Source organism: Dietzia psychralcaliphila (assembly GCF_003096095.1).
Classification (GTDB): Bacteria; Actinomycetota; Actinomycetes; order Mycobacteriales; family Mycobacteriaceae; genus Dietzia; species Dietzia psychralcaliphila.
On sequence record NZ_CP015453.1, the window covers coordinates 70,902 to 96,557 of the forward strand.

20 protein-coding genes and 1 pseudogene are annotated in these 25,656 nt (G+C 69.8%); 12 read left to right on the forward strand and 9 right to left on the reverse strand.

What is annotated here, in order from left to right:
• Positions 1-12: 12 nt before the first annotated feature.
• From A6048_RS00285 to pntB, 3 genes are all read left to right on the forward strand, one after another.
• The gene (locus A6048_RS00285) at positions 13-1,968 is read left to right on the forward strand and encodes an Ig-like domain-containing protein (protein WP_107747726.1); all 1,956 of its coding nucleotides are present in this window, start codon (positions 13-15) and stop codon (positions 1,966-1,968) included.
• A gap of 481 nt (positions 1,969-2,449) precedes the next feature.
• A complete protein-coding gene (locus A6048_RS00290; protein WP_107748046.1) occupies positions 2,450-4,033 on the forward strand; it encodes a Re/Si-specific NAD(P)(+) transhydrogenase subunit alpha in 1,584 nt (527 codons plus the stop codon).
• Between the two features lie 4 nt (positions 4,034-4,037).
• Positions 4,038-5,462 carry a Re/Si-specific NAD(P)(+) transhydrogenase subunit beta gene (gene pntB, locus A6048_RS00295; RefSeq protein WP_107747727.1) on the forward strand — a complete coding sequence of 475 codons (1,425 nt, stop codon included), beginning with the start codon at positions 4,038-4,040 and terminating at the stop codon, positions 5,460-5,462.
• 96 nt (positions 5,463-5,558) lie between these two features.
• On the opposite strand, the gene A6048_RS00300 is transcribed toward pntB, so the two are convergent.
• Positions 5,559-6,914, reverse strand: coding sequence for an ammonium transporter (locus A6048_RS00300; protein WP_107747728.1), 1,356 nt, complete (start codon positions 6,912-6,914; stop codon positions 5,559-5,561).
• Positions 6,915-7,191: 277 nt separating this feature from the next.
• On the opposite strand from A6048_RS00300, the gene glnT reads away from it, so the two are divergent.
• The 7 genes from glnT (at position 7,192) to A6048_RS00335 (ending at position 15,307) form a co-directional block, all read left to right on the forward strand.
• A complete protein-coding gene (glnT, locus tag A6048_RS00305; protein ID WP_107747729.1) occupies positions 7,192-8,610 on the forward strand; it encodes a type III glutamate--ammonia ligase in 1,419 nt (472 codons plus the stop codon).
• A gap of 89 nt (positions 8,611-8,699) precedes the next feature.
• A complete protein-coding gene (locus A6048_RS00310) occupies positions 8,700-9,602 on the forward strand; it encodes a class II glutamine amidotransferase domain-containing protein (RefSeq protein WP_107747730.1) in 903 nt (300 codons plus the stop codon).
• 91 nt (positions 9,603-9,693) lie between these two features.
• Entirely contained in the window at positions 9,694-10,434 is a 741-nt protein-coding gene (locus tag A6048_RS00315; RefSeq protein ID WP_412523698.1) for a GltB/FmdC/FwdC-like GXGXG domain-containing protein, read from the forward strand.
• Between the two features lie 33 nt (positions 10,435-10,467).
• On the forward strand, positions 10,468-11,850 hold the full coding sequence (locus A6048_RS00320; RefSeq protein WP_235027661.1) for an FMN-binding glutamate synthase family protein: 1,383 nt from the start codon (positions 10,468-10,470) through the stop codon (positions 11,848-11,850).
• Between the two features lie 96 nt (positions 11,851-11,946).
• On the forward strand, positions 11,947-12,603 hold the full coding sequence (locus tag A6048_RS00325) for a helix-turn-helix domain-containing protein (RefSeq protein ID WP_107748048.1): 657 nt from the start codon (positions 11,947-11,949) through the stop codon (positions 12,601-12,603).
• A 199-nt stretch (positions 12,604-12,802) separates the two neighbouring features.
• Positions 12,803-14,038, forward strand: a complete 1,236-nt coding sequence (locus A6048_RS00330) for an allantoate amidohydrolase (protein ID WP_107747732.1) — start codon at positions 12,803-12,805, stop codon at positions 14,036-14,038.
• Between the two features lie 78 nt (positions 14,039-14,116).
• The gene (locus A6048_RS00335; protein ID WP_107748049.1) at positions 14,117-15,307 is read left to right on the forward strand and encodes an NAD(P)/FAD-dependent oxidoreductase; all 1,191 of its coding nucleotides are present in this window, start codon (positions 14,117-14,119) and stop codon (positions 15,305-15,307) included.
• Positions 15,308-15,348: 41 nt separating this feature from the next.
• Here A6048_RS00335 and A6048_RS00340 read toward each other — a convergent pair.
• From A6048_RS00340 to A6048_RS00350, 3 genes and pseudogenes are all read right to left on the reverse strand, one after another.
• A pseudogene (locus A6048_RS00340) lies at positions 15,349-16,218 on the reverse strand (PhzF family phenazine biosynthesis protein).
• 66 nt (positions 16,219-16,284) lie between these two features.
• Positions 16,285-16,761, reverse strand: coding sequence for a DUF892 family protein (locus tag A6048_RS00345; RefSeq protein WP_107747733.1), 477 nt, complete (start codon positions 16,759-16,761; stop codon positions 16,285-16,287).
• A 52-nt stretch (positions 16,762-16,813) separates the two neighbouring features.
• Positions 16,814-18,115: an acyl-CoA dehydrogenase family protein gene (locus A6048_RS00350; protein ID WP_107747734.1), complete on the reverse strand. Its 1,302-nt coding sequence runs from the start codon at positions 18,113-18,115 to the stop codon at positions 16,814-16,816.
• A 125-nt stretch (positions 18,116-18,240) separates the two neighbouring features.
• On the opposite strand from A6048_RS00350, the gene A6048_RS00355 reads away from it, so the two are divergent.
• Positions 18,241-19,215 (forward strand): TIGR03620 family F420-dependent LLM class oxidoreductase, encoded by a 975-nt coding sequence (locus tag A6048_RS00355; RefSeq protein ID WP_107747735.1) that lies wholly within the window; start codon positions 18,241-18,243, stop codon positions 19,213-19,215.
• Positions 19,216-19,232: 17 nt separating this feature from the next.
• Here the strand turns inward: A6048_RS00355 and A6048_RS00360 are convergent, their stop codons facing one another.
• Positions 19,233-19,769 carry a hypothetical protein gene (locus tag A6048_RS00360; protein ID WP_107747736.1) on the reverse strand — a complete coding sequence of 179 codons (537 nt, stop codon included), beginning with the start codon at positions 19,767-19,769 and terminating at the stop codon, positions 19,233-19,235.
• A gap of 104 nt (positions 19,770-19,873) precedes the next feature.
• On the opposite strand from A6048_RS00360, the gene A6048_RS00365 reads away from it, so the two are divergent.
• Positions 19,874-21,292 carry an MFS transporter gene (locus A6048_RS00365; protein ID WP_107747737.1) on the forward strand — a complete coding sequence of 473 codons (1,419 nt, stop codon included), beginning with the start codon at positions 19,874-19,876 and terminating at the stop codon, positions 21,290-21,292.
• 129 nt (positions 21,293-21,421) lie between these two features.
• Here the strand turns inward: A6048_RS00365 and A6048_RS00370 are convergent, their stop codons facing one another.
• From A6048_RS00370 to A6048_RS00385, 4 genes are all read right to left on the reverse strand, one after another.
• Positions 21,422-21,661 (reverse strand): zinc-ribbon domain-containing protein, encoded by a 240-nt coding sequence (locus A6048_RS00370; RefSeq protein ID WP_107747738.1) that lies wholly within the window; start codon positions 21,659-21,661, stop codon positions 21,422-21,424.
• A gap of 98 nt (positions 21,662-21,759) precedes the next feature.
• A complete protein-coding gene (locus A6048_RS00375) occupies positions 21,760-22,614 on the reverse strand; it encodes an alpha/beta fold hydrolase (RefSeq protein ID WP_425320811.1) in 855 nt (284 codons plus the stop codon).
• 25 nt (positions 22,615-22,639) lie between these two features.
• Positions 22,640-23,194: an SRPBCC family protein gene (locus A6048_RS00380; RefSeq protein ID WP_107747740.1), complete on the reverse strand. Its 555-nt coding sequence runs from the start codon at positions 23,192-23,194 to the stop codon at positions 22,640-22,642.
• 100 nt (positions 23,195-23,294) lie between these two features.
• Positions 23,295-25,553, reverse strand: coding sequence for a catalase (locus A6048_RS00385; RefSeq protein WP_107747741.1), 2,259 nt, complete (start codon positions 25,551-25,553; stop codon positions 23,295-23,297).
• Between the last annotated feature and the right edge of the window lie 103 nt (positions 25,554-25,656).

Consider the following 25,656-nt stretch of genomic DNA (forward strand, 5'->3'; position numbering starts at 1 on the left):
AAGGACACAATCATGCTTCGTAAACTCGTCGTCGCCCTATCGGCGATAGCCCTGGTGGTGGGACTGGCTCCCACTGCAGCGGCGCAGAACACCGGATCCGTTCGCATCGGTGACTTCACCTTTAACGCCTCCATCAACTCGGGTCAGAGCCAGCTCCGCCCCGGTGGGCACGTTCGAATTGATCTCACCGCCACCAACACGCATGGTGAATGGCAAGGTTGGCCACCTGCTGCCCCGGCCCGGGTTCTGAACACCTACGGGGTGACTATGCCGAGTGGATTCACGGGTCTATCCGGCGGCGGCTCCAATATGACCAACCTTGGTGACCATAGCCAAGCCAACTACTGGGGTGGGCAGCCGAGCGCGACTGATCGATTAGTCAATCGCGATAGCTCTCGCTCCGGCTGGCTCAGCGTCCGCATTCCCGAGGACGCCCAAGGGGGGAGCACCCATCAGTTCGGGCTCCGCGCCAATCTGGAAACTCTCCAGAACTGGCAACCGACCCGCGAGAATGTCATTCGTTTCACGCTGCCGGCGGTGGCCACCAACACCTCGGTGACCGCCAACCCCGCCACCGTGGAGGAGGGCACCAACACCACGCTGACCGCCGACGTGTCCGCGGTCCACGGCAGCAACGGCGTCACCGCCGGTGACATTGTGTTCGAGGTGAACGGCACCTCGGTCGGATCCGCGCCGGTCGGACCGGACGGTAGGGCGAGCATCCCGTATACGGTGCCGCTACTGGACAACCGGGACCCGATCACGCAGAACGTCACGGCCCGCTATTCGGGTGATGCACCGAGGTTCGCCGCCTCAACCTCCACCACGACCGTCCGGATCGAGCCCGAGGCGAAATCCGAGGTCACCAGCACTGTCGACCTGGCCGCGACGCGTGGACTGGTCGAGAACGGACGACTACCGGTTACGCTCGACGTGGCGATCGACACGAGTGACGGTCTGGACCTACCCGAGGGCGCCGAGGTCGAGATCCTGCGCGACGGCGTCGTCGTCGACACTCTCGCCGTCGACGGGGTCACGGCAACCTTCACCGATGACCTCGACGCCACCACCGACGCGACCTACGTCTATACGGTCCGTCTGCTGGAGACGGAGACCTACGACACCATTTACCGCTCGGCGGAATCCGAACCGGTGGAAGTGGAGGTCGCACCCGAGGTCACGCCCGAGGTGACGGTAGGCGTCGACTCGGCCGCCGTTCTCATCGGACGCGCCGTCGACATCACCGCCACGGTGACTGCAGACGGAACCCCGCTGCCGGCCGGCACCGTGGTGTCCATCCGGTCCAACGGTCGTGACATCGGTACCGTCACGACCGACGACGACGGCAACGCGGTCCTGGCCGGCCACGAGTTCGACACCCCCGGTGACAAGCGCATCGTCGCCGTGTTCGACGGTGGCCGGATTGGCGGCACCACCTACGGTGCCGTCACCTCCGCCCCCGCCACGGTGACGGTCGAGGCGCTGCCCGAGATCGACACGGGCACCACCATCGAGTTGGAGACGGTGGCCACCGCAGGCGACGAGGTCACCATCACAGCCGTGGTGTCCCGCCTCGACGGAGGGGACCTCACCGACGCGGGAACCGAGAACCTCGGCTCTGTGTGGTTCTTCCGGGACGGGGACGCAATCGGCTCGGCTCCGGTCGTGATTGACACGGTCACCGGTGAGGCGACCGCGGTGTTCACCCACCGGTTCGCCGAACGCGGAGAATTCCGGATCACGGCCGACTACTCCGGTGCGTCCGGCTCGGACGAGGTGATCGCCCCGTCCGAGACCACCGAGGCGACCGTGGTGACGGTGTCGCCGTCCGACATCGTCATCGACGAGCCGGGGCCGCCGTCCAACGAGCTCGAATTGAGCTTCGGCTCCCTCGATCTGGGTAGCGTCATGGACGCGATAGGAGAAGAAGGTCTGAGCAGCCTGGGAGGCCTGGTCGGTGGGAACTGAGCTATCCCGAGCTCTGCTCGACTGAGGAGCGGCCCGACTCCTATTGGGGGCGGGCCGCTTCTCTTGATCGAGTCACCACGGGTGCCAACCGGGCGGCTTTCCCCTACGGCGCGCAGGCTTGTGTCTCCAACCTGAATCGGGTTCAATTGTTGGCGTGACGTAGGCTCACGCAGAAGTTCTCCCGAGGTCGGCGCCACCATGCCGACGCTCCGGAGAGCGAGGCAATCCCGGTGGACGGAGCAGAGATCACCCTCTCGCCCGCGCCACCCGTGAGCTCGCATCCCACGGTTGGTATCCCACAGCTCGGATCCCACCGGTGCCCGGCGTGATCGGCGGACCATCCCACGCCGGGACCCGGACACGATGTAATGAACGGACATTGTCTGAGTCGGCGCACGCGCGTCGGCTCGCCACAACGCTGTCGAACCACAACGCTGTCGAAGGAACCCCAATGGCCTCGAGCCTCGAAGAGATCCCCGATATGTCCCCGCAGACCGAGGTGAAGGACACCGCTGCCGCCCCCTCGGTAATCGGCGTGGTCGCCGAGTCCGATGCTGCGGAGAACCGGGTCGCCGCGACGCCGGCGACCGTCGCCAAGCTGATCGGCCTGGGCTACCGGGTCGTGGTGGAGAACGGGGCGGGGACCCGCGCCGAATTCTCCGACGCGGCCTACGCCGAGTCCGGCGCGGACCTGGTCTCCGGTGACGTGGCCTGGTCGAGCGACGTCGTGTTGAAGGTCGCGGTGCCCACCGAGACCGAGGTCGCGCGGCTTCGGTCCGGCGCGACCCTGGTCGGTCTGCTGGCGCCCGCACAGAACGAGCGACTGCTGTCGGTCCTCGCCGAGCGCGGGGTCACCGCCCTGGCGATGGACGCGGTCCCGCGCATCTCGCGGGCCCAGTCGATGGACGTGCTGAGCTCGATGGCCAACATCGCCGGCTACCGCGCCGTGATCGAGGCCGCCCACCACTTCGGCCGGTTCTTCACCGGCCAGGTCACCGCGGCGGGCAAGGTCCCGCCGGCCAAGGTGCTGGTGGCCGGTGCCGGTGTCGCGGGTCTGGCGGCGATCGGCGCGGCCAGCAGCCTGGGGGCGATCGTCCGCTCCACCGATCCGCGTCCCGAGGTGGCCGACCAGGTCAAGTCGATCGGCGGCGAGTACCTGCCCGTCGAGGTCCCGGATGAGGAGAAAGAGGTCTCCACCGACGGGTATGCCAAGGCCACCAGCGAGGCCTACGACCGCGCCGCGGCGGACCTGTACTCGGCCCAGGCGGCCGACGTGGACATCGTCATCACCACCGCGCTGATCCCGGGCCGGCCGGCCCCGCGTCTTCTCACCGCCGCGGATGTGGCGTCGATGAAGCGCGGCTCGGTCATCGTGGACATGGCCGCCGCCCAGGGCGGAAACGTCGAGGGCAGCGTCGCCGACGAGGTCGTGGTGACCGAGAACGGCGTGACGATCATCGGGTACACCGATCTCGCCGGTCGCCTGCCCGCACAGGCCTCGCAGCTGTACGGCACCAACCTGGTCAACCTCACCAAGCTCGTCACCCCGGACAAGGACGGGCGGTGGGCGCTGGATCTGGACGACGTCGTCCAACGCGGGGTCACCGTGGCCAAGGGCGGCGAGATCATGTGGCCGCCCCCGCCGGTGCAGGTCAGCGCCGCCCCCGCCGCGGCCGCCGCCGCGCCGCTCGAGCCGCGCCCGGAGAAGAAGAAGCTCTCGGCGGGGGCCAGGCTCGGACTGATCGCCACCGGAATGGCGCTGCTGCTCCTGCTCACGGCCGTCGCGCCGGGCGACATCCCGCGCCACATCACGGTGTTCGTCCTGGCGATCGTGATCGGCTACTACGTGATCGGCAACGTCCACCACGCGCTGCACACGCCGCTCATGTCGGTGACCAACGCGATCTCGGGCGTGATAGTCGTGGGCGCGCTACTGCAGATCGGGATCGACAACACCGCCGGCCTGGTCCTGGCCACCATCGCGATCCTCGTCGCGTCCATCAACGTCTTCGGCGGCTTCGCCGTGACGCGCCGCATGCTCGGCATGTTCTCGAAGGGAGCCTGAGGAGATGTCACTCGTGACCGCCGCCAATGCGGCCTACCTCGTCGCCGCGCTGCTGTTCATCATGTCCCTGGCCGGCCTGTCCAAGCACGAGACCGCCCGTCGGGGCCTGAGCTTCGGCATCGCCGGCATGGCGTTGGCGCTCCTGGCCACCGTCGCGCTGGTGATCGACCACCAGCCCGCCACCATCGGGATCGTCCTCATGGTGGTGGCGGTGCTCATCGGCGCGACCCTCGGGCTGTTGCGCGCCCGCCGGGTGCAGATGACCGAGATGCCCGAGCTGATCGCCCTGCTGCACTCCTTCGTGGGCCTGGCCGCCGTGCTGGTGGGCTGGAACGGCTACCTCGAGCCCGAGCTGCACGGTGAACTCACCGGTTCGCTGCTGGACATCCACCACGCGGAGGTGTTCATCGGCGTGTTCATCGGCGCCATCACCTTCACCGGCTCGATCGTGGCCTACCTCAAGCTGTCGGGGAAGATGAAGTCCGCGCCGCTGGTGCTGCCGGGCAAGAACCTCATCAATCTGGCCATCCTGGTGGCGTTCATCGCGCTCACCACGGCGTTCGTCATCAGCCCGGCACTGTGGATGCTCGCCCTGGTCACGGTGCTGGCGCTGGCCCTGGGCTGGCACCTCGTGGCGAGCATCGGCGGCGGCGACATGCCGGTCGTGGTCTCGATGCTCAACTCGTACTCCGGGTGGGCCGCCGCCGCGACGGGCTTCCTGCTCGGCAACGACCTGCTCATCGTCACCGGCGCACTGGTCGGCTCCTCGGGTGCCTACCTGTCCTACATCATGTGCAAGGCCATGAACCGGTCGTTCTTCTCCGTCATCCTGGGCGGCTTCGGCATCGAGGCCGCCTCGGGCGAGGGCAAGGACCACGGGGAACACAGCGAGATCGACGTCGCGGGTGCGGCCGAGATGCTCGCGGGCGCCTCGAAGGTGATCATCGCCCCGGGTTACGGCATGGCCGTCGCGCAGGCGCAGTACCCCGTCGCCGACCTCACCCGCACCCTGCGCGAGCGGGGAGTGGACGTGCGCTTTGCCGTGCACCCGGTCGCCGGTCGCCTGCCCGGGCACATGAACGTGCTGCTGGCCGAGGCCAAGGTGCCGTACGACATCGTGTTCGAGCTCGACGAGATCAACGACGACTTCTCGGACACCGACGTGGTCCTGGTGATCGGCGCCAACGACACCGTCAACCCGGACGCCGCCGAAGACCCGGGCAGCCCGATCGCCGGCATGCCCGTGCTCCACGTGTGGGAGGCCGCCGATGTGATCGTGTTCAAGCGGTCCATGGCCGCGGGTTACGCGGGTGTCCAGAATCCGCTGTTCTTCCGCGACAACACCCAGATGCTGTTCGGCGACGCCAAGGACCGTGTCGACGACATCCTGGGCGCGCTCAAGGAGCAGCCGGTCGGGGCGGGCCGCTAGAACCGGTCGGAGAACCCGGCACGACGACGAGGAGGCGGTCCCACCAGGGGACCGCCTCCTCGTCGCTGTTAGGGGTGAGCAGCAGCTACGGGCTGACTAGGTCGAGGAGGTGGGCGGGGACGCGGTGGCCGCCTCCGACTCCTCCTCCTCGGCCACGACCACGGCGTCGGTGCCGAGTCCGTCGCCCTCGAGCCCGTCCTGGAAGTAAGCCATCTCGCGGTGGTAGGCCTTGTCGAGGCCCTCCAGCTCGTCCTCCTCGGTGACCCGTAGACCCATCGTCTTGTCCAGGACCAGCGCGATGAGCAGCGTCACGGTGAAGGAGTAGGCGAGCACCGCGGCGGTGGCCAGCGTCTGGGCCCCGAGCTGCCCGAACCCGCCGCCGAACAGCAGTCCGGCCTCTCCGACGGGGGAGGCGGGATCGGCGATCACACCGATGAGCAGGGTGCCGATGATGCCGGCGACCATGTGCAGTCCGGCCACGTCGAGGGAGTCGTCGTAACCGAGCCGGTACTTGAGGCCCACCGCGTAGTGGCAGACCACGCCGCAGATGAGCCCGATCGCGATGGCGCCGAGCGGGCTGACCGCCGCCGCGGCCGGGGTGATGCCCACGAGCCCGGCCACCAGGCCCGAGGCCACGCCCAGAGTGGTGGGGTGCTTGGCACGGACCTGCTCGGTGATCATCCAGGCCAGGGCGCCGCAGAGGCCCGCGACCACGGTGTTGAGCGCGGCCACGGCGGCGGTGTTGCCCGCGGCGACCGCGGAGCCGGCGTTGAAGCCGATCCAGCCGGCGAACAGCATGCCGGCGCCGAGGAAGGTCAGAGGAACGCTGTGTGGCCTGCTGATCGTGGGGAATCCGGCGCGTCGGCCGAGCACGAGCACCAGGGCGAGCGTCGCGACGCCGGCGTTGATGTGGATGGCGGTGCCGCCCGCGAGGTCGATGGCGCCCAGGTTGTTGGCGATCCAGCCACCCGTGACCGAACCGTCGTCGGAGTCGAACGCGAACACCCAGTGGGCCACGGGGAAGAACACCAGCACCGGCCACACGATCGCGAACACCAACCAGGTGGAGAAGCGCATCCGGTCCGCCACGCCGCCGGCAACGAGGGCGACGGTGATCCCCGCGAACAGCAGGAGGAAACCGGCGAACAGTGCCGGCGGCAGGCCCGGGGTCTCGGGCTCGGCCATGATGCCCCTCAGCCCCAGGTACTCGAGCGGGTCGCCGAGAAGTCCGACGCCCCCGATGGAGTTGCCGAAGGTCAGTGAGTAGCCGACCAGGACCCACAGCACGGCCATCACGGCGACCGCGCCGATCGTCATCATCATCATGTTGAGCGTGCTGCGGATGCTGACCATACCGCCGTAGAACAGGGCGAGGCCGGGGACCATGAATGCCACCGCGACCATGGCCGCGAGAACCCAGGCGGTGTCGGCCGCCGCTATGGCTACGTCCATCATTCTCTCTTCTCTCTGAGGCCACCGGGAGCGGGGCGACGTTGGGATCGTGCGTTTCACAGTGTGATCCGGGGTTGCTTTCTGCCAGGTACCGCGACGGTTGCCATTCGGTTACCGCACCGGAGCCGCACAGTGCCGGGGGCGGGTGTTTCGACGAAACCTGCACTACGACAGCCATTCTGGCGAGCTCGAACACGTAACACAGCGGTAACCACAGCGGGGTTTAGTGACAGTACATTTTGATCACCACGCAGAAACCCACGGATCAGGAGACGTCATGACAGTCACCGCAGACCCCTCCGTCGGGGTCGCCGACCGTGCGAACGGCGCGAGCAGGCAGTCGTCGTTCCCGACACTCGACCCCGACCGGGCCCCCGAATCCGCTCCCGGCACCCTCGCCCGGCTGGTCGCGGACTCCGGGACGCGATTCGTCCTGGCCGTGTTCACCAACCTCCGGGGCAAGCCGTGCGCCAAGCTCGTCCCGGCCTCCGCGGTGGATCAGCTGGAGGCCGGCGAGCTCGGGTTCGCCGGGTACGCCGCCGACGCGATCGGTCAACAGCCCAGGGATCCCGACCTCTTGGTGGTCCCCGACCCCCGCTCCTTCACCACCCTCGACTTCGTCAAACCCGGATTGGCCCTGGTGCACTGCGACCCCTGGGTGAGCGGGGAGCCGTGGCGATTCGCGCCGCGCGTCATCCTGGGCCGGATGCTCGCGGACGCGGCGAACGACGGGCTCGAACTCAAGGTAGGCGCGGAGGTCGAGTACTTCCTGGTCCGCAAGAACGCCGACGGGTCCCTGCGCACCGCCGACCCCAAGGACGACGAGTCCCACCCGTGCTACGACGCCCGCGGCGTGACCCGCATGTACGAACACCTGGCCGGTGTCTCCGACGCGATGAACGTGCTGGGTTGGGCGAACTACGCCAACGACCACGAGGACGGCAACGGGCAGTTCGAGCAGAACTTCGCCTACGACGAGGCGATGGTCACCGCCGACCGGGTCATGACACTGCGCTACATCATCTCAATGCTGGCCGAGCAGCGGGACATGATCGCCACCTTCATGCCCAAGCCGTTCACCGACCGCACGGGATCGGGGATGCACCTGCACATGTCCCTGTGGCGCGATGGGGACCCGGTCTTCCCCGCCGCCGGTGACGACCCGTACGGGCTCGGACTCTCGCCCACCGCGTACTCCTTCATCGCCGGAGTCCTCGCCCACGCCTCGGGGATGCACTCGGTCCTGTGCCCCACGATCAACTCCTACAAACGTATCGGGGCGCGCACGACCGCGTCGGGGGCCACCTGGTCGCCGACCGACGCCACTTACGGGGGCAACGACCGGACCCACTACCTGCGCGTCCCCGACGGCAACCGCGTCGAACTCCGCGGCGGCGACGGCTCGGCCAACCCCTACCTGGCCGTGGCGGTGCAACTGGCCGCCGGCCTCGACGGCGTGCGGAAGGACCTCGACCCCGGCCCCCCGGCCACGGTCACGGAGACCACCCACACCCTGCCGCCGACGCTCCTGCACGCCGTGGAGGAGATGTCCCGGGACGAGGTGGTCCGAGCCGCCCTCGACATCGTCGGCGACGGCGTGGCGGAGTACTACGCCGACCTCAAACGCGAGGAGTTCACCTCCTGGCACAACACCGTCACCCAGTGGGAGATCAACGAGTACCTGACCGCGCTGTGAGGCGCGGTGGCGGCTCGTGGGCCGCCAGGCCCGTCGGCCGCCAGCCCCCGACCCCCGACCCCCGACCACGACATCACCAGGAGAACCCCATGTGCGGCATCGTCGGACTCCACCTGCGCGACCCGGACCTCGAACCCCGGCTCGGCGACCTGCTCACCACCATGCTCGGCGAGATGACCGACCGCGGTTCGGACTCGGCGGGAGTCGCCGTCTACGGCAACCCCGACTGGACCCCGGCCGGATCGGCCACCGTCACCGTGTTGGCCGACGGCGTCGACGCGCTGACCCTGTCCTCGCGTGTCGGCACCCACCTGGGGTGCGAGGTGCGTGGTCGTGAGCTGGGCGCGACCGTGCTCCTGTCCGCCGGGACCGGGACCGGCCCCGAGGCCCTGGCCTCCGCTGTGCGCGCCGCCGTCCCGGAGGCCGTCCTGGTGGGGCTGGGAAGCGAGCTCGCCGTCCTCAAGGGCGTCGGCCTGCCGCTGGACCTGGCCGCGGGTTTCGGACTGCCGGGAGCCTCCGGATGGCAGGGTGTCGGGCACACCCGGATGGCCACCGAGTCCGCCGTCACCCCGGCTGGTTCCCACCCCTTCTCCGTGGGCCCGGACCAGTGCATCGTCCACAACGGGTCCTTCTCCAACCACGCCTCGGTGCGGCGCGAACTGGCCCGGCGCGACATCCACTGCGACACCCTCAACGACACCGAGGTCGCCGCCCGGTTCGTGGCGGCGCAGATCGCACTCGGGGCCGGCATCGACCAGGCACTGGCGGAGATGGCCGGCGTCCTCGACGGTTTCTACACGCTGCTGGTGTCCACCGCCGAGGAGTTCGCGGTGTTCCGGGACCCGATCGCCTGCAAGCCGGCCGTGATCGCCGAGACCGACCGCTACGTGGCCATGGCCTCGGAGTACCGGGCGATGGCGCATCTGCCGGGCATCGACGAGGCGCACCTCTACGAGCCCGAACCCGGCCGCGTGTACCACTGGCACCGCTGACACCGGCACCGCTGAACCCGCCCACCGGCGCGGCCCCGGCACCACCACAGCACCGCGGACACCCCACCAGGAAGGAAGAACGATGACCGTCATGCCGGAACAGGCCTACGCGCCGGAGGACCTCACACCCGACGGGTATGCGCGGACCACACCCTCGCAGGTGATCGACGTCCGGGAGACCGGGTTGCGCGAGACCAACCGGATCCTCCAGGAGTCCGACGGCACCGGCCGATATCTGCTCACCGAGCCGAGGGGGGCGCACGCGCTGGCCGTGGGTCTGGACCACCCGGACGAGATCGTGATCGACGGGCCCACCGGGTACTACACCGCAGGGATGAACGACGGCGCCCACGTCACGGTCAACGGGAACGTGGGGGTCGGGGTCGCCGAGAACATGATGTCCGGGACGGTGCGGGTCACCGGGTCGGCCTCGCAGTCGGCGGGGGCGACGGCCCACGGCGGCCTGCTGGTGATCAGCGGAGACGCCGGTGCCCGGTGCGGCATCTCGATGAAGGGGGTGGACATCGTCGTCGGCGGGTCGATCGGCCACATGAGCTGCTTCATGGGCCAGGCCGGACGCCTGGTGGTCCTGGGTGACGCCGGCGACGCGCTCGGTGACTCCCTCTACGAGGTCCACATCTACGTGCGGGGCCGGGTCGAGTCCCTCGGCGCGGACTGCGTCGAGAAGGAGATGCGACCCGAACACCACACCGAGCTCGGCGAGTTGCTCGACCGGGCCGGCGTCACCGGGGTCACCACCGGTGAGTTCCGGCGCTACGGCTCGGCCCGCACCCTCTACAGCTTCGACGTGGACAACGCCTCCGCCTACTGACCGCCCCGCCGCCATCCCCGACAGGAGCCCGACATGCCCTTCGACGGCCACATCCGATCCGATCAGGCCACCCACGCGCAGATCCCCGCCGGTGTCGACGACCCGACGTTGCGCGAGTCCGCCACCTTCCCCCGCTCGGTGATCCACGAGATCCAGCGCGCCGCGGCGACCGGGATCTACGACATCCGCGGGTGGGGCGCCAAGCGCAAGGTCCCGCACTTCGACGACCTGCTCTTCCTGGGCGCCTCGATGTCCCGGTATCCGCTCGAGGGCTACCGCGAACGCTGCGACACCGACATCACCCTGGGCACCCGGCACGCCTCGAAGCCTGTTCACCTGGACATCCCCGTGACCATCGCCGGGATGAGTTTCGGGGCACTGTCAGCGCAGGCCAAGGAGGCCCTCGGGCGCGGGGCGAGCGCCGCGGGCACCTCCACGACCACCGGCGACGGCGGCATGACGGCGGAGGAGCGCGGTCAGAGCTCGACTCTGGTCTACCAGTACCTGCCCTCGCGATACGGGATGAACCCCGTCGACCTGCGCAAGGCCGACGCCATCGAGGTGGTCCTGGGGCAGGGCGCCAAGCCCGGCGGTGGGGGCATGCTCCTGGGGCAGAAGATCTCCGACCGGGTGGCGCAGATGCGGACGCTGCCCAAGGGGATCGACCAGCGTTCGGCCTGCCGGCACCCGGACTGGACGGGCCCCGACGATCTCACCATCAAGATCCTCGAGCTGCGCGAGATTACCGGATGGGAGAAGCCGGTGTACGTCAAGGTCGGTGCCACCCGCACCTACTACGACGTCAAGCTCGCGGTGAAGGCCGGCGCGGACGTGGTGGTGGTGGACGGCATGCAGGGCGGCACCGCGGCCACGCAGGACGTGTTCATCGAGCACGTGGGTATCCCCACGCTCGCGGCGATTCCGCAGGCGGTGCAGGCCCTCCAGGAGATGGACATGCACCGGAAGGTGCAGCTCGTCGTCTCCGGCGGGATCCGCTCGGGTGCGGATGTGGCCAAGGCCATGGCGCTGGGCGCGGACGCGGTGGCCATCGGGACGGCTGCGCTGATCGCGCTGGGGGACAACGATCCCCGGTACGAGCAGGAATACCGCGCGCTCGGTTCGGCGGCGGGGTTCTACGACGACTTCCAGGACGGCCGCGACCCCGCCGGCATCTCCACGCAGGATCCGGAGCTGGCGCGGCGGCTGGACCCGGAGGCGGCCGGTCGACGCCTCGCCAACTACCTTCACGTGCTCACGATGGAGGCGCAGACCATCGCCCGGGCGTGCGGCAAGTCGCACCTGACCCATCTGGAACCCGACGACCTGGTGGCGCTGACGATGGAGGCCGCCGCGATGGCGCGGGTGCCGTTGGCCGGGACCGACTGGATCCCCGGTCGCGCGGGGCGGGAGATGTAGATGACCGTCGCATCGGGGGACCGGACGGTGCCGAGCCCGGCGCCGGTGACGGGTTCGGACTTCCGCCAGGGGGAGTCGATGACTACCGTCGAGGACATGGGAGCCGGCCGGGACGACGCGCGGAGGGTCGTCCACCAGGCGACGCCGCGTGAGCTCCCGGTGGACGTGCCGACCGGCAACGATCTCGAGCGGATCATCGGTTTCCACGTCCGCAGGCTGCGCCTGGGCGAGGGCCTGGGAGTGGCGGAGATGGCTCAGCGGATCGGGATCTCCAAGGCGATGCTGTCCAAGATCGAGAACGCGCAGACGTCGTGCTCCCTGAACATGCTCGCCAAGCTGGCCACCGGCCTCGACGTCCCGGTGACCTCGCTGTTGCGCGGCGCGGACACCAGGCGCGACGCGGTGTTCACCCCCGACGGTCAGGGCGCCACGATCGTCGGACGCGGCACGTCGGCGGGGCACGACTACGAGCTGCTCGGTGCGCTGCGTGGGTCCAACAAGCGCATCGAACCGGTACTGGTGACCCTGACCGCCGAGTCGGAGGCGCATCCACGTTTCCAGCACCCGGGCACCGAGCTGCTCTACATGCTCTCCGGCGACATGATCTACCACCATGCCGAGTCGGAGTACCGCCTCCGCCCGGGGGATTCGTTGCTCCTCGACGGCGAGGGTGTCCACGGCCCGGTGGCGATGCTCGAGCTGCCCATCCGATTCCTCTCCGTGACGGCCTACCCCGACGGCGTCGACGGCTGAACGGCCCCGTTCCGCAGAACCGCTGACCCGCTGAACCGCTGACCCGCTGAACCGCCGGGCCCCCGAACCGCCGAACCGCTGAACCGCCGTACCGCGGCACCCCAGCGCCGCAGACCGCGGCACCTGACTCACGCCACCCCGATCGGGGCCGTGGCACACCCATCCCGTCTCCACCCTCCGACACCCCGAGGAGCACGACATGACGACATCGGTCGCCACCACCGTCACCTCGCTGATGTCCGCGATCGCGGACGTCGGCACCGACCCGTCCAGGGGCGGGTACAGCCGCCCCGTCTACTCCGTCGCGGAGCTCGAGCTGCGCGAGTGGTTCCTGGCCGAGGCGGCCGCACGCGGCCTGGACACCGAGACCGACCGCAACGGGATCATCTGGGCCTGGTGGAACCCGGCCCGCCACCCGCTGGAGGACGCGGTGGTCACCGGAAGCCACCTGGACTCCGTGCCCGGGGGAGGGGCCTTCGACGGCCCACTGGGCGTGGCCTCGGCGCTGGTGGCGGTCGACCTGCTCCGGGCCCGGAATCTGCAGCCGCGGCGGGCCCTGGCGCTCACCGTCTTCCCGGAGGAGGAGGGTTCCCGGTTCGGGCGGGCGTGTCTGGGTTCGCTGCTGCTCACCGGTGCGATGGACCCGGACACCGCGGCGGGACTGACCGACGACGACGGCACCACCTACGCCGAGCTGTGCGCGGCCAACGGGGTGGACCCGACCGCCCTGGGCCGTGACGACGAGGCGCTGGGACGCATCGGGCGCTTCGTCGAACTCCACGTGGAACAGGGCCGCGGTCTGATCGAGCTGGGCAGCCCGGTGGCGGTGGCGTCGTCGATCATCGGTCACGGCCGCTGGCGGCTGACCTTCACCGGCCAGGGCAACCACGCCGGCACCACACTGCTGGCGGATCGCCGGGACCCGATGATCCCGGCCGCCCGCACGGTGCTGGACGTCCGGCGGATCGCGCGCGTCCACCGGGGGGCCAGGGCCACCGTCGGGCGGATCGTCCCCACCCCGGGCGGAACCAACGTCATCGCCTCCCGCGTCGACCTCTGGCTGGACGTGCGCCACCCCGACGACGCCGTGACCGCGCGGATCGTCCACGAGATCACGGAGGCGGCCTCGATGGCGGCCGCGCACGAGGGCTGTGGGAGCACGATCGTGCAGGAGTCGCTCAGCGGTTCGGTCTCCTTCGACCCGGTGTTCCGCGACCGACTGCTCGACGAGCTGCCCGGGGTCCCCGTCCTGGCGACGGGGGCCGGTCACGACGCAGGCGTCCTGGCCGCCCATGTCCCCACCGCCATGCTGTTCGTCCGCAACCCGTCCGGGGTGTCGCACTCCCCGGAGGAGCACGTGGAGGACGCCGACGCCGAGCGGGGTGCCGAGGCCCTGGCCGACGTCCTCGCCGATCTGCTCACCGCCGAGCACTGAACCCCACGCACCGCTGACGCGTGCCGATCACCGACCACCAGCACGGAGAGAGTGACTCCCATGACCGCCACAGCGCAAGTGACCACCACAGTGAAGTTCCTCGTGATCGGCGGCGGCCTCGAGGGGCTGTCGATCGCCTGGAACCTGACCGAGCGCGGCGAGACCGAAGTACTCGTCGTGGAGAGGGACACCCTCTGTTCCGGGATGACCGGCAAGTCCAGCGGCATCGTGCGCTGCCACTACGGGTCACCCACCATGGCGGCCCTGAGCTGGCACAGCATCCCGGTGTTCGAGAACGCGACCGAGTTACTGGGCGACGATATGGCGTTCCGCCAGTGCGGGTACGCGGTGATGGTGGGTGAGGAGAACGTGATCCCGCTCCGGGCGAACGTGGCCATGCAGCAGAGCCTGGGGATCGAGACCGAGCTCATCCCGCCGGACCGGATGGCGGAGCTGTGGCCCGGACTGAACGTGGACGACGTGGCAGCGGCGGCGTGGGAGCCACGCGGTGGTCGCGGGGAGGCGTACATGACGGGGATGGCGTTCGCCGCCGCCGCCCGCCGACGTGGGGTCCGGGTCCGCCAGAGCACCCGGGTCACGGCGCTGGTGCGGGGGCGCGGAGACCGGGTGGTCGGGGCGGAGCTCGCCGACGGCACCACCGTGTACGCCGAGCAGGTCGTCCTCGCGACCGGCGTGTGGGCGCCGCAGCTCGGCGCCACCGTCGGTCTGGATATCCCCGTCCGGGCCCAGCGCGCCCAGCTGGTGCTGGTCGACCAGGGTGAACCGCTGGAGCAGGTGCCCACGCTGTCGGACCTGGTGGGGCTGCAATACCTGTGCCGCGAACCCAACGGGGAGATCCTCGCCGGTAACTCCGACCACCACTCGCCGCAGTACATCGATCCCGACGGTTACTCGAACCGGGCCGACGAGTCGACCGTCGAGAAGGTCGTGGAGCGGCTCATGCACCGCCTCCCCGACATGCCGGAACCGTCGATCACCGGCAGCTACGTCGGGGCCTACGACACCACTCCCGACTACAACCCGGTGATAGGTCCGTCACCACTCGACGGGCTGTTCCTGGCGGTCGGCTTCTCCGGGCACGGGTTCAAGATGTCGCCCGCGGTCGGTCGGCTGGTCGCGGAGCTGCTGCTCGACGGGACCACGACGATGTCGGGCGTCGACCCGGCGGACTGCCGCTTCTCCCGGTTCGCCGAGGGCAGTCCCACCACCAGCCTCAACCCGTACGTGGGCGCGGGCGAGATGCGCTGACCCCGGGTCGGGCCCGGGCCGTGCGGGCCGCGGTGGTGTGGTCATCCCGCGTGGATCTCCCCCTCCACGAGGTGCGCGACGTGCCCGGTCACCCAGATGCCGGTGCCGGGGGCGTCGTCACATCCGGCGGCGATCTCCACGCGCCCCTCACGGCCGAGCACGGTGCCCTGCCGGGCGGTGTAGCGCGGGGGAAGCGTGCCGTTGCCGGTCAACCAGACCGCCAGTCCCGCATGGAAGCTGCCGGTCACCGGGTCTTCGAGCATGTCGGCCGAGACGGGGAAGAAGCGGACCTCGACCTCGACCCGGGGCTCATGGCCCGTCGGGTCCCCGTGCGTCGGGTAGGGGCCGACGACCCCGACCCGGTCCCCGTCCAGGGCCCGCATGTCGGGCCTGACCGCGAGGACCGCCTCGGCGTCGCGGAGCAGCAGTGCGCAGGAACCGGGACCGTTGTCCACCCAGGCGTGGTCCACCACGTCGTCGCGGTTCAGCCCCAGCCCCGTGGCCAGTCGCGCCACCTCCGACTCCTCGAGGGGACCTGATCTGAGCAACTCCGGCGCGGCGAAGGACCAGTCGCCGGCGCCCTCGTCGCGGACGGTGACCGGCCCGATCCCGCATTCCTAAACGGTCCTGCCCGGTACCCGGGGTCGGCCACCCGCCGAGTGCCACGCGGCGCACGCGCCCAGCGTGGGGTGACCGGCGAAGGGCAGTTCGGCGCCGGGGGTGAAGATGCGGACCCGGTAGTCGGCCGCCTCGGTGGTGGGGGTCAGCAGGAAGGCGGTCTCGGACAGGTTGGTCCACCTGGCTATGGCCGCCATCTCCGTCTCGGACAACCCGTCGGCGTCGTGGACCACGGCCAGGGGGTTGCCCCGGAACGGGACGTGGGAGAAGACGTCGACCTGTGAGAACCTCATCCCCCGACGCTACGCCCGCCCGGCTGGAGGACTCCGATGAACCGGACGCGTCGGCCTACCCGGTCTCTAGCTCCCCTTGAGCACGTGGGTGCACGTCAGGCGCAGCTTCTCGAGCTGCCCACCGTGCTCGAGTGCGCGCTCCACCAGCGCCTCCAGGGTGGGACGGGGAAGTCGCGGGTCGTCGATATCGAGCAGTGCCCTGAATCCGAGCTCCTTGCCCCGCACGGCGATGGTGAGTGCCTCCACCTCGAGGAGATTGCTGAGGGGGGACCTCTGGGCGAACCTCTGGTTGGGCTTGAGCTGGCCGAGCTTCTCCGCTGCCCGGGCCGGGAGGTCCTTGAGCGCCGACGGCGCCGTGCCCACCAGCGTCATGAGCTCTTCGAGGTTCCGGAGGTCCTCCTCGGTCTCGTCGCCGATACGCGAGAGGACCGCACGGATCTCCGGGTCGTCGTGCTCCTTGGCCACCCGCCGGAAGAGGTCCACCCCGGCGGCGGCCCCGGCGTGGTGGTCCTGCATATACGTGTGCAACAACTCGGTGGCCATGAGAGTGACGGTACGTCGATTCGGCGGCGGGGCAACCGCGAGACCTGTGGTGTCAGCGACCGAGAAGCCCCTTGGCGATGTGCGTCACCTGGATCTCGTTACTACCGGCGTAGATCATGAGCGACTTGGCATCCCTGGCCAGCTGCTCGACGCGGTACTCGGCCATGTAGCCGTTGCCGCCGAACAACTGCACTGCGTCCATGGCGACGTCGGTGGCGGCCTCCGAGGAGTACAACTTCATCGCGGACGCCTCCGCCAGCGACAGGGGCTTGCCCGCCCTCGCCCGCTCGATGGAGTTGAAGACCATGTTGCGCACGTTCATCCGCGCCACCTCCATCTTCGCCAGCTTGAGCTGGATCAGCTGGAAGCGACCGATCTCCTGGCCCCACAGGGTGCGCTCGCGGGAGTAGTCCACGCACAGTCGGTGGCACTCCTCGATGATGCCCAGCGCCATGGTGGCCACCCCGATCCGCTCGGCGGTGAAGCTCGACTTGGCGGATTCGCGCCCGTCCCCGCCCCGGTGCTCCTCGGTCTCGCCCAGCAGTCGGTCGCGGCCGAGGCGGACGTCGTCGAAGAACAGCTCGCCGGTGGGGGAGCTGTGCAGGCCCATCTTCTTGAACGGCGCACTCTGCGTGAGGCCGTCCATCCCCTTCTCCAGAACGAACGTCAGGACCTTGCGGTCGCGCCTGGCCGCCACGGCGTCGGTGCCATCGGCACCGGCGGCTGCGCCCTCGTCGAGCTTGGCGTAGACGATCATCACGTCGGCGTGCGGGCCGTTGGTGATGAACGTCTTGCGGCCGTTGAGGATGTAGTCGTCGCCGTCCCGTCGCACGTAGGTCCGCATCCCGCCGAAGGCGTCGGACCCGGAGTCCGGTTCGGTGATCGCCCATGATGCGACCTTCTCCATGGTCACGATCCCCGGCAGCCAGCGTTCCTTCTGCGCCAGCGTCCCGCGCGACATGATGGTGGTGGCACCGAGTCCGATGCTCACGCCGAGCGCGGAGACCAGTCCCATGCAGGCCCCGGAGAGCTCGCTGATCACCACGGCCATGAGCGAGTCCTGTCCCTCGAGACCGCCACCGGAGCCGGACCCGCCGCCGTCACCACTGCCCGCACCACCGCCTGCACCGCCGGAATCGGTCCCCGACTCGCGCGCCCGTTGCGTGGCCAGCATCTTCTCCACGCCGTCGGCGGCCATCGTGTCGATCCCGAACTCCGCGAACAGCCTGCGGATGATCGGGTACGGCGGCATCTCACCGCTCTCCAGGGCATCGAGATTCGGGCGGATCTCCTTGTCGATGAAGCCCCGCACGGCCTCACGGATCATCAGGTCGGTCTCGGACCACTCGTACATCGGTGTCTCGTCTCCTCGTTGCCACACCTCACGGCTGGAACACGTTCCTCCCCAGTCTGTCGCGGTCCGCCGCACGGGGCCGGGTTTCCCGCAGAACGCCGGGGCGTTCGGGCACACTCGGAGGCATGAGCGCACTCCACGAGAACGCATCCCACGGGGCTGACGAGAACCTGGCCCGCAACAGTCAGGCGGGCCGCGGTCAGCTGGGGAGGGTCGGACTGTGGACCGGGTCGCTCGAGGGCGTGCCGCCGGCCGGGATCCCCGATCTCCTCGGGGAACTCGACGAGCAGGGCTGGGGGTCGCTGTGGTTCGGCGAAGCCGTCGGGCGCGAAGCCTTCACCGCAGCTCAGCTCTATCTGGGCGCGACCCGCCGGATGGCCATCGGCACGGGCATCGCCAACATCTACGGCCGGGACGCCTCGGCGGCGGGGGCGGCCGCGCGCACCATCGAGGCCATGCACCCCGGTCGGTTCGTCCTGGGCCTGGGCGTGTCCCACGCCCCGCTGGTCGAACGGCACCGCGGGCACAACTACGGGCGTCCGCTCTCGGCGATGCGCGAGTACCTCGACGCGCTCGACCGGACGCAGCCCATGGCGGTGGGGGAGGACACCATGCCGCCGGTGGTCCTGGCCGCGCTCGGACCCAAGATGCTCGAGCTCTCCCGGGACCGCACCGCCGGAGCCCACCCGTACCTCACCCTCCCCGAGCACACCGCGCGGGCGCGCGAGATCCTCGGCGGCACCGGGGAGGACGGACCGGCCCTGGTCGTGGAACACGCCGCGGTAGTCGCTGCGGGTGTAGAGGACGACGACGAGCTGTGGCGGTCGCGGGCGCGGGACCACCTCAACATCTACACGGGGCTGCCCAACTACCGGAACTCGTGGACCCGCCAGGGATTCGACGAGTCCGACTACGTCCGCGGCGGCAGCGACCGCCTCAAGTCGGCCATGGTCACCCGGGGGGTCGAGGCCACCCGGGCACGGGTGCAGGAGCACCTGGACGCGGGCGCCTCGACGGTGCTCGTGCAGGTGCTCGGGGACAACATCCTGGTACCGCCGATCGAGGACTGGCGGCACGCGTACGAGGGACTCCTGGCCTGAGGGAACCAGGGGCGGGGTCAGCCGGTGTAGCCGACCGTGTCCACGACGATCGGTCCCGCCACGGCGCCTCCGGTGGTGGTGAGTCGGTATTCGACCCGTCCTGCTCCGGTGGAGATGATCGCGTCGTACGGGTGCGCGATCGGATCCGGCACCCCGAGGGAGATCCGCGGGTGGGGGATCTGTGCGACCTTCTGCCCGGTCGCGCCGGTGTCGAGGTTGCGCCACGAGAGCGTGGCGGTGAGGTTGCAGGGGCCCACCCCGACCACCGCGAAGGCCCAGCTCACACTGGCCGAACCGGGGTAGCCGTCACCCTGCAGTGAGGTCGACACACCCCCGGCGCAGGCGCCGGTGGGAGATCCGCCCCAGGCGACCAGACGGTCCGGGGCGGGCAGGAGTTGTGCGATGGCCTCAGAGGAGCCCTGCGCGTTCGCGGTGGCCGGGGCCGCGAGGGCGGCGGAGAGCGCGACGGCCGTGGCGGCGAGGGTCGCGGTCACGGTAGCGGTGGGTCGGCGGGAGGCCCGCCGGGTCGTGCTGGTGGTGTTCACCTCTGCCATGGTGGCACCGGGTGATGTGGACCACAAGGCCCCGGGGTGGAATGTCAACACGTTCGACACCTGTCTGTAGTGTCCGACTAAAGGGTTTCCGAGAGGACACATCAATGGGCGGCAGGACGCGGGGCGGGGACGCCGTACGGGCGGAGCAGAACGGACTGATCGTCGTCCTGGCCTTCGGCGGGATCGTCATGTCCCTCACCCAGACCCTGGTGATCCCGCTGCTGGGGATGCTGCCCGCCATCCTCGGCACCTCGGCGACCAACGCCGCGTGGGTCGTCACGGTGACCCTGCTCGCCGGAGCGGTGGCCGGCCCCATGATGGGCCGCCTCGGCGACCTCTATCCCAAGAAGAACGTCCTGATCGGCGTCACCGCGGTGATGGTCATCGGGTCCGTCCTGTGCGCCCTGTCCACCTCGCTGTGGCCGATGCTCATCGGGCGTGCGCTCCAAGGCGTGGGGATCGGCGTGATCCCGATCGGCATCGCGACGATGCGCGAGGTGCTGCCCGCGGCGCGACTCGGCCCGGCAATCGCCCTCATGAGCTCCTCGTTGGGGGTCGGTGGCGCGCTGGGGCTTCCGGCGGCGGCCGCGCTCGCCCAGTACGGCTCCTGGCAGTGGATGTTCTGGGGCTCCGCCGTGCTGGGTCTGGCGATCATGGTGCTTATGGCCCTGCGGATCCGGTCGCTGCCGGCCGCCAAGCCAGACGGAACCCTGGACCTCATCGGTGCCGTGGGTCTGGCGGTGGGTCTGATCTCGCTCCTCTTGGCGGTGTCCAAGGGTGCAGATTGGGGCTGGGCGTCCGCGTTGACGCTGGGCCTGCTCGCGCTGGCGGCTCTGGCGTTTCCGGTATGGGGCTGGTGGGTGCTCCGGCATCCGTCGCCGCTCATCGACCTACGCGTGGCGGCCCGCCGACCGGTCCTGCTGACCAACATCGCCTCGATCCTCGTGGGCATGGGTCTGTACGCGCAGCTGCTCGTCATCCCGCAGATCCTCCAGCTCCCGGTGGCCACCGGCCACGGGCTCGGGCAGTCGATGGTCGCCATGGGGCTGTGGATCGCGCCCGGCGGGTTGGCGATGATGGCGGTGTCCCCCATCAGCGGACGTCTCATCACCACCCGGGGTCCCAAGCCCACGCTTATCCTCGGCTCTCTGGTCATCGCATCGGGGTACGCCTCGGCTATGTTCCTCATGGGCTCGACGTGGGGCGTCATGATCGCGGCCGTCATCACCAGTTCCGGCGTGGGTCTGGCCTACGGCGCCATGCCGGCGCTCATCATGTCGTCGGTGCCGCACTCCGAGATGGGGTCGGCCAACAGCGTCAACACCCTCATGCGCTCGATCGGCACCACCACGGCCGCGGCGGTACTCGGGGTGATCCTCACGCAGATGTCCATGGACTTCGGGGGGCTGTTCGTGCCCACCGAGACCGGTTTCCGCGTGGGCCTGCTGCTCGGGTGCGGCGTCGCACTGGCCGCTGCAGCGGTTGCCTCCATGATCCCGCCGCCGTGGGAGACGGAGGACTGACCCGCGGCGCCTCAGGCCCCGCGGCGTCCCAGGCTTGCGGTGCGTGTCGGGACCGATCCCACAGCGTGACCGGGAGGCGGTCCGACATTCCGCCAGCGTAAGTCGAAGGGGCGACGCAGATGGGGCGGGTCAGTACGCGCCGGACAGGATCTGGTCCGCCTGGTCCCCGCTGATCTTGGTGGTCGATCCGCAGGCCGTGCACGTGGCGGAGAACGACGAGCCCAGAGGGATGATCGGGATGAAGAACACCGAGAACGCTCGCTTGTTGCGGTCGACCCGCTGGGCGGCGCGGTTGCCGCAGTGCGGACACGCGGCCTGAGCCAACCCGAGGTTCCGGGACGAGTTCTTGAAGCCGAAGATGACGAGCATGCGCCCAGCGTGACACCCGGCCGTCTCCCCCGCACCCGGTGCCGCGTGCATCCGGCCCTCCGCGCGCCCGGTGCCGCGTGAACCAGGTCGCGTGGGTGTCAGCTCCCGGCGCGGGCGATGATCTCGCGGGCCAGCTCGACCGGACGCTCCTCGGGTATCCAGTGGCTCACGCCGCTCATCTCGACGAAGCGGTAGTCGGCGTCCACGTAATGGGCGGTCCGCTCGGCGCCGCCGCGACCGAGGGCCGGGTCGTGGTCGCTCCAGACGAAGGTCGTGGGCACCCGGACGCGGGCGGTCGCCTTCTTGGGCGAGGCGAAGGGCACCGCGCGGTACCACCCCAGTCCGCCGGGCACGGCGCCGGCGGCGACCATCTCGGTGCGGAAACGCCCGATCATCTCCGGCGTCATACCCATCCCGGCCAGAGCCCGTTCCGGCCGGTTGCCGCGCGAGGTGAGCAACCGCTCAGGCAACCAGGGGAGCTGGAATAGTCCGATGTACCACGAGCGCAGTAGCTGGTCGGAGACGATCATCGCCCGAAGGAAGGCCGCCGGGTGGGGAACCGACACCGCGGTGAGCGACCGGACCCGGTCGGGGTGCGCAGCAGCCACGCCCCACGCCACGGCCGCGCCCCAGTCGTGGCCGACGACGTGGGCGGCGGGGAGGTCGGCACTGTCGAGCAGCGCGATCACGTCGCCCACCAGTTCGGGCAGTCGGTACGCCCGCCGGCCCCTGGGGCGGGCGGTGGCGCAGTAACCCCGCTGATCCAATACCAGCGTGCGGAATCCCGCCGCGTGGAGTCGAGGTGCCACCTCGTCCCAGCTGCTCGTGCGCTGCGGGAAGCCGTGGAGGAGGACCACTGCCTCGCCGTCGGCCGGGCCGGAGTCGATCGCCCGGAACCGGAGAGGGCCGCGGGTGAAGGTGATCTCTTCGGACCTCGGCGGTTCGGAACCCAGTGGAGTCGGACCTGGGGTGCTCGGGTCAACCACGGACGTATCCTCTCCGGACGGCCCGCTCGAGGATGCCCAGTGTCGCTTTGAGTGCCGACGCGTCCAGCACCGGAAGGATGCCGGAATCGCGCCACTTGGGATGGGCGTCGGACCAGTCGTAGTAACTCACGACCTCGGTACGTTCCCCTGTGTGATCCCCGCTTTCGTCCCCGCCGCCGAGCGGGGTCAGGCGGTACCCGTAGGTGTGGCCGATCGGCGGCTTGATGGTGCCGTCGATGGTCCAGGCGATCTCCTCGCCCGGTTCGAATCGCGTGATGATCACGGTCACGTCGTACCGACCGAGGTCGTAGTCACCGAGGGACTCCCGGTCCATGTGGACGACGAACCGGTCGCCCGACGCCGTGACCGTCGACCCCTCGGCGGACTGGAGCATGCCCGAGGAATCGATGGCCACGTGACCCTCGGGATCGCAGAGCACGGCGAACACCCGGTCCGCCGGCGCCGCGATGACCCGACTGGCCTCGAGGCGTGTCCCGGGGGCGGCGTCGTCGGCCCCGGACGAGCTGGTCGATTCGCTGTCCGTCATGCCGTTGACGCTACCCCCGGGGCATCAGCCCCTCACCTCGATCCGGGACATCAGGCCCGCGCAGGCGCCGGACCTGCGCGGGCACCAGCCCCCGCGGGAATCAGATCCGAGCGGGATCCGGCCGGTCCCACGCGCGGTGGGTCGCCAGCAGCGGCTTGAGCGCGGGCAGGACGCCGGCCGCCTCGTCCACCACCACGACACCGGGGGTGTCGGCGGTGAGCCCGAAGTCGACGAACTGGTCGACCGGTGCGAGTGAGGCGATCGCCTTCTTGTGGCGGAACATCTCGCTGATCAGAACGTCCGTGTTCGGGTCGGCGGGCAGGTCCACCACCACCAGCGCGTCGAACTCGATGGACCGCTGGGTGCGATAGGTGCGGGACACCGTGACCGTTGCGGGGTCGTCCGGATCGCCGCCGCCGAGTTTGCCGCCGGTCGGGGCGATCACGAGCGGGACCATGTCGTCGTCGAACACGGCCTGTTCGAGTACCTTCACCGCGGCGACGTCGGAGGCCTCGGTGACGAGGATCCCGATGAGGCGCCCGTCGGAGGGCCACTCGCGGCCGATCTGGGACAGCGCGGGGCTGGTGACGACCTTGGCCACCGGGACCTTGGCAGGCGCGGGGAGACCGAGGCCGGTGGCGACGGTGACGGCGAGATCGTGGTCGATGTGGGCCAGCTGCTCGACCTGCCGGACCTTGATGTTCTCCTCGTAGCACTTGCCCAGCTCGAAGGTGTACGCGCCGGCGATGTGCTCCTTCTCCACCTCGGTCATGCTGTTGTAGAAGAGCGTGGCCTGCGAGTAGTGGTCGTCGAAGGACGCCGGCGCATCCCTGACCACCTGGGCGTCGGCGATGTGCTGCGCCACCTCGACGAGGGCACCGTCGTCGGCTCCGGCCAGGAACGGGCAGCCGCCGTCGAGGCTGTTCGGCTTGTACGGCGCGACCCCCACGTGGTCGGCGGTCTGGTGCATGCCGTCCCGCAGCATGTCGTTGACCGGGGCGTGCGGGCGGTTGATCGGGATCTGGCCGAAGTTCGGCCCGCCGAGGCGGGAGATCTGCGTGTCCAGGTAGGAGAACAACCGACCCTGCAGGAGCGGGTCGTTGGTCACGTCGATGCCCGGCACCAGATGGCCCGGGTGGAAGGCGACCTGCTCGGTCTCCGCGAAGAAGTTCTTGTTGTTGGCGTTGAGCGTCATGGTGCCGATGATCTGGACCGGCGCCAGCTCCTCCGGGACGAACTTGGTCGGGTCGAGCAGGTCGATGCCGTGGAACATCTCGCTCACCCCGTTCTCGTCGACCGTGTCGGGGAACACCTGGATACCCAGGTCCCAGCTGGGGAACGCGCCCGCCTCGATGGCGTCGGCGAGGTCACGACGGTGCAGGTCCGGGTCCATGCCGGCCGCGATCTGGGCCTCCTCCCACACCAGCGAGTGCACGCCGAGGTGGGGCTTCCAGTGGAACTTGACCAGGTTGGTCTCACCGGCGGCGTTGATCAGCCGGAACGTGTGGACGCCGAAGCCCTCCATCATCCGGTAGGAGCGGGGGATGCCCCGGTCGGACATGTTCCACATGGCGTGCGCCTGGCCCTCGGTGTGGAGGGAGACGAAGTCCCAGAACGTGTCGTGTGCGCTCTGGGCCTGCGGGATCTCACGGTCCGGGTGGGGCTTGCCGGCGTGGATGACGTCGGGGAACTTGATCGCATCCTGGATGAAGAACACGGGGATGTTGTTGCCGACCAGGTCCCAGGTTCCCTCCTCGGAGTAGAACTTCGTGGCGAACCCGCGGGTGTCCCGCACGGTGTCGGCGGAGCCGCGTGAACCGAGGACGGTGGAGAAGCGGACGAAGACCTCGGTCTCCTTGCCCTCCGCGAACAATCCGGCCCGGCAGACGCTCGCCGCCGCGCCGTTGGCCGTGAAGACACCGTGCGCACCGGTGCCGCGGGCGTGGACCACGCGCTCCGGGATCCGCTCGTGGTCGAAGTGGGTGATCTTCTCCCGCAGGTGGTGGTCCTGCAGCAGGGTCGGGCCCCGACGGCCGGCCTTCTGGGAGTGGTCGGTGTCGGTCAACCGTGCGCCCTGGGCGGTGGTGAGGAACTCGCCCTGCTGGCGTGCGGCGTCCTCGGTGTCGGCGGACTCGGCCCCGGTCGGGCTGAACGGCGTGGCGCCCTTCTGGTCCGGCTTGGGGGGCAGGGGGCCGGTCGGGGAGGTGGGCTCCTCGAGTGACGGGGGCGTGGGGGCCGGGACGCCGGGCACGACGTCTCCGCCGCCGATGACCTCGTCGGCGAGCTTGCCGGCGGCGTCGGCGACCTTCTTGGCAGCGGCTCCGGCCGTCTTGGATGCGGCGGACTTCTTGTCAGACATGTGACTCCTCCGATGGGTTGGGTGTGAGTTCACGGGTGTCACACCGACTCTTCCACTCGCGACGAGTTGCGCAACCAGTCGCGGAGGACATGGATGGGGAGTA

Coding starts and splice junctions, on each gene's coding strand:
- A6048_RS00290 (WP_107748046.1), top strand. CDS start 2,450: ATGTCCCCGCAGACCGAGGTGAAGGACACCGCTGCCGCCCCCTCGGTA.
- A6048_RS00310 (WP_107747730.1), top strand. CDS start 8,700: ATGTGCGGCATCGTCGGACTCCACCTGCGCGACCCGGACCTCGAACCC.
- A6048_RS00300 (WP_107747728.1), bottom strand. CDS start 6,914: ATGGACGTAGCCATAGCGGCGGCCGACACCGCCTGGGTTCTCGCGGCC.
- A6048_RS00315 (WP_412523698.1), top strand. CDS start 9,694: ATGCCGGAACAGGCCTACGCGCCGGAGGACCTCACACCCGACGGGTAT.
- A6048_RS00350 (WP_107747734.1), bottom strand. CDS start 18,115: ATGTACGAGTGGTCCGAGACCGACCTGATGATCCGTGAGGCCGTGCGG.
- A6048_RS00360 (WP_107747736.1), bottom strand. CDS start 19,769: ATGGCAGAGGTGAACACCACCAGCACGACCCGGCGGGCCTCCCGCCGA.
- A6048_RS00325 (WP_107748048.1), top strand. CDS start 11,947: ATGGGAGCCGGCCGGGACGACGCGCGGAGGGTCGTCCACCAGGCGACG.
- A6048_RS00380 (WP_107747740.1), bottom strand. CDS start 23,194: ATGACGGACAGCGAATCGACCAGCTCGTCCGGGGCCGACGACGCCGCC.
- A6048_RS00285 (WP_107747726.1), top strand. CDS start 13: ATGCTTCGTAAACTCGTCGTCGCCCTATCGGCGATAGCCCTGGTGGTG.
- A6048_RS00355 (WP_107747735.1), top strand. CDS start 18,241: ATGAGCGCACTCCACGAGAACGCATCCCACGGGGCTGACGAGAACCTG.
- A6048_RS00365 (WP_107747737.1), top strand. CDS start 19,874: ATGGGCGGCAGGACGCGGGGCGGGGACGCCGTACGGGCGGAGCAGAAC.
- A6048_RS00320 (WP_235027661.1), top strand. CDS start 10,468: ATGCCCTTCGACGGCCACATCCGATCCGATCAGGCCACCCACGCGCAG.
- A6048_RS00330 (WP_107747732.1), top strand. CDS start 12,803: ATGACGACATCGGTCGCCACCACCGTCACCTCGCTGATGTCCGCGATC.
- A6048_RS00370 (WP_107747738.1), bottom strand. CDS start 21,661: ATGCTCGTCATCTTCGGCTTCAAGAACTCGTCCCGGAACCTCGGGTTG.
- pntB (WP_107747727.1), top strand. CDS start 4,038: ATGTCACTCGTGACCGCCGCCAATGCGGCCTACCTCGTCGCCGCGCTG.
- glnT (WP_107747729.1), top strand. CDS start 7,192: ATGACAGTCACCGCAGACCCCTCCGTCGGGGTCGCCGACCGTGCGAAC.
- A6048_RS00385 (WP_107747741.1), bottom strand. CDS start 25,553: ATGTCTGACAAGAAGTCCGCCGCATCCAAGACGGCCGGAGCCGCTGCC.
- A6048_RS00345 (WP_107747733.1), bottom strand. CDS start 16,761: ATGGCCACCGAGTTGTTGCACACGTATATGCAGGACCACCACGCCGGG.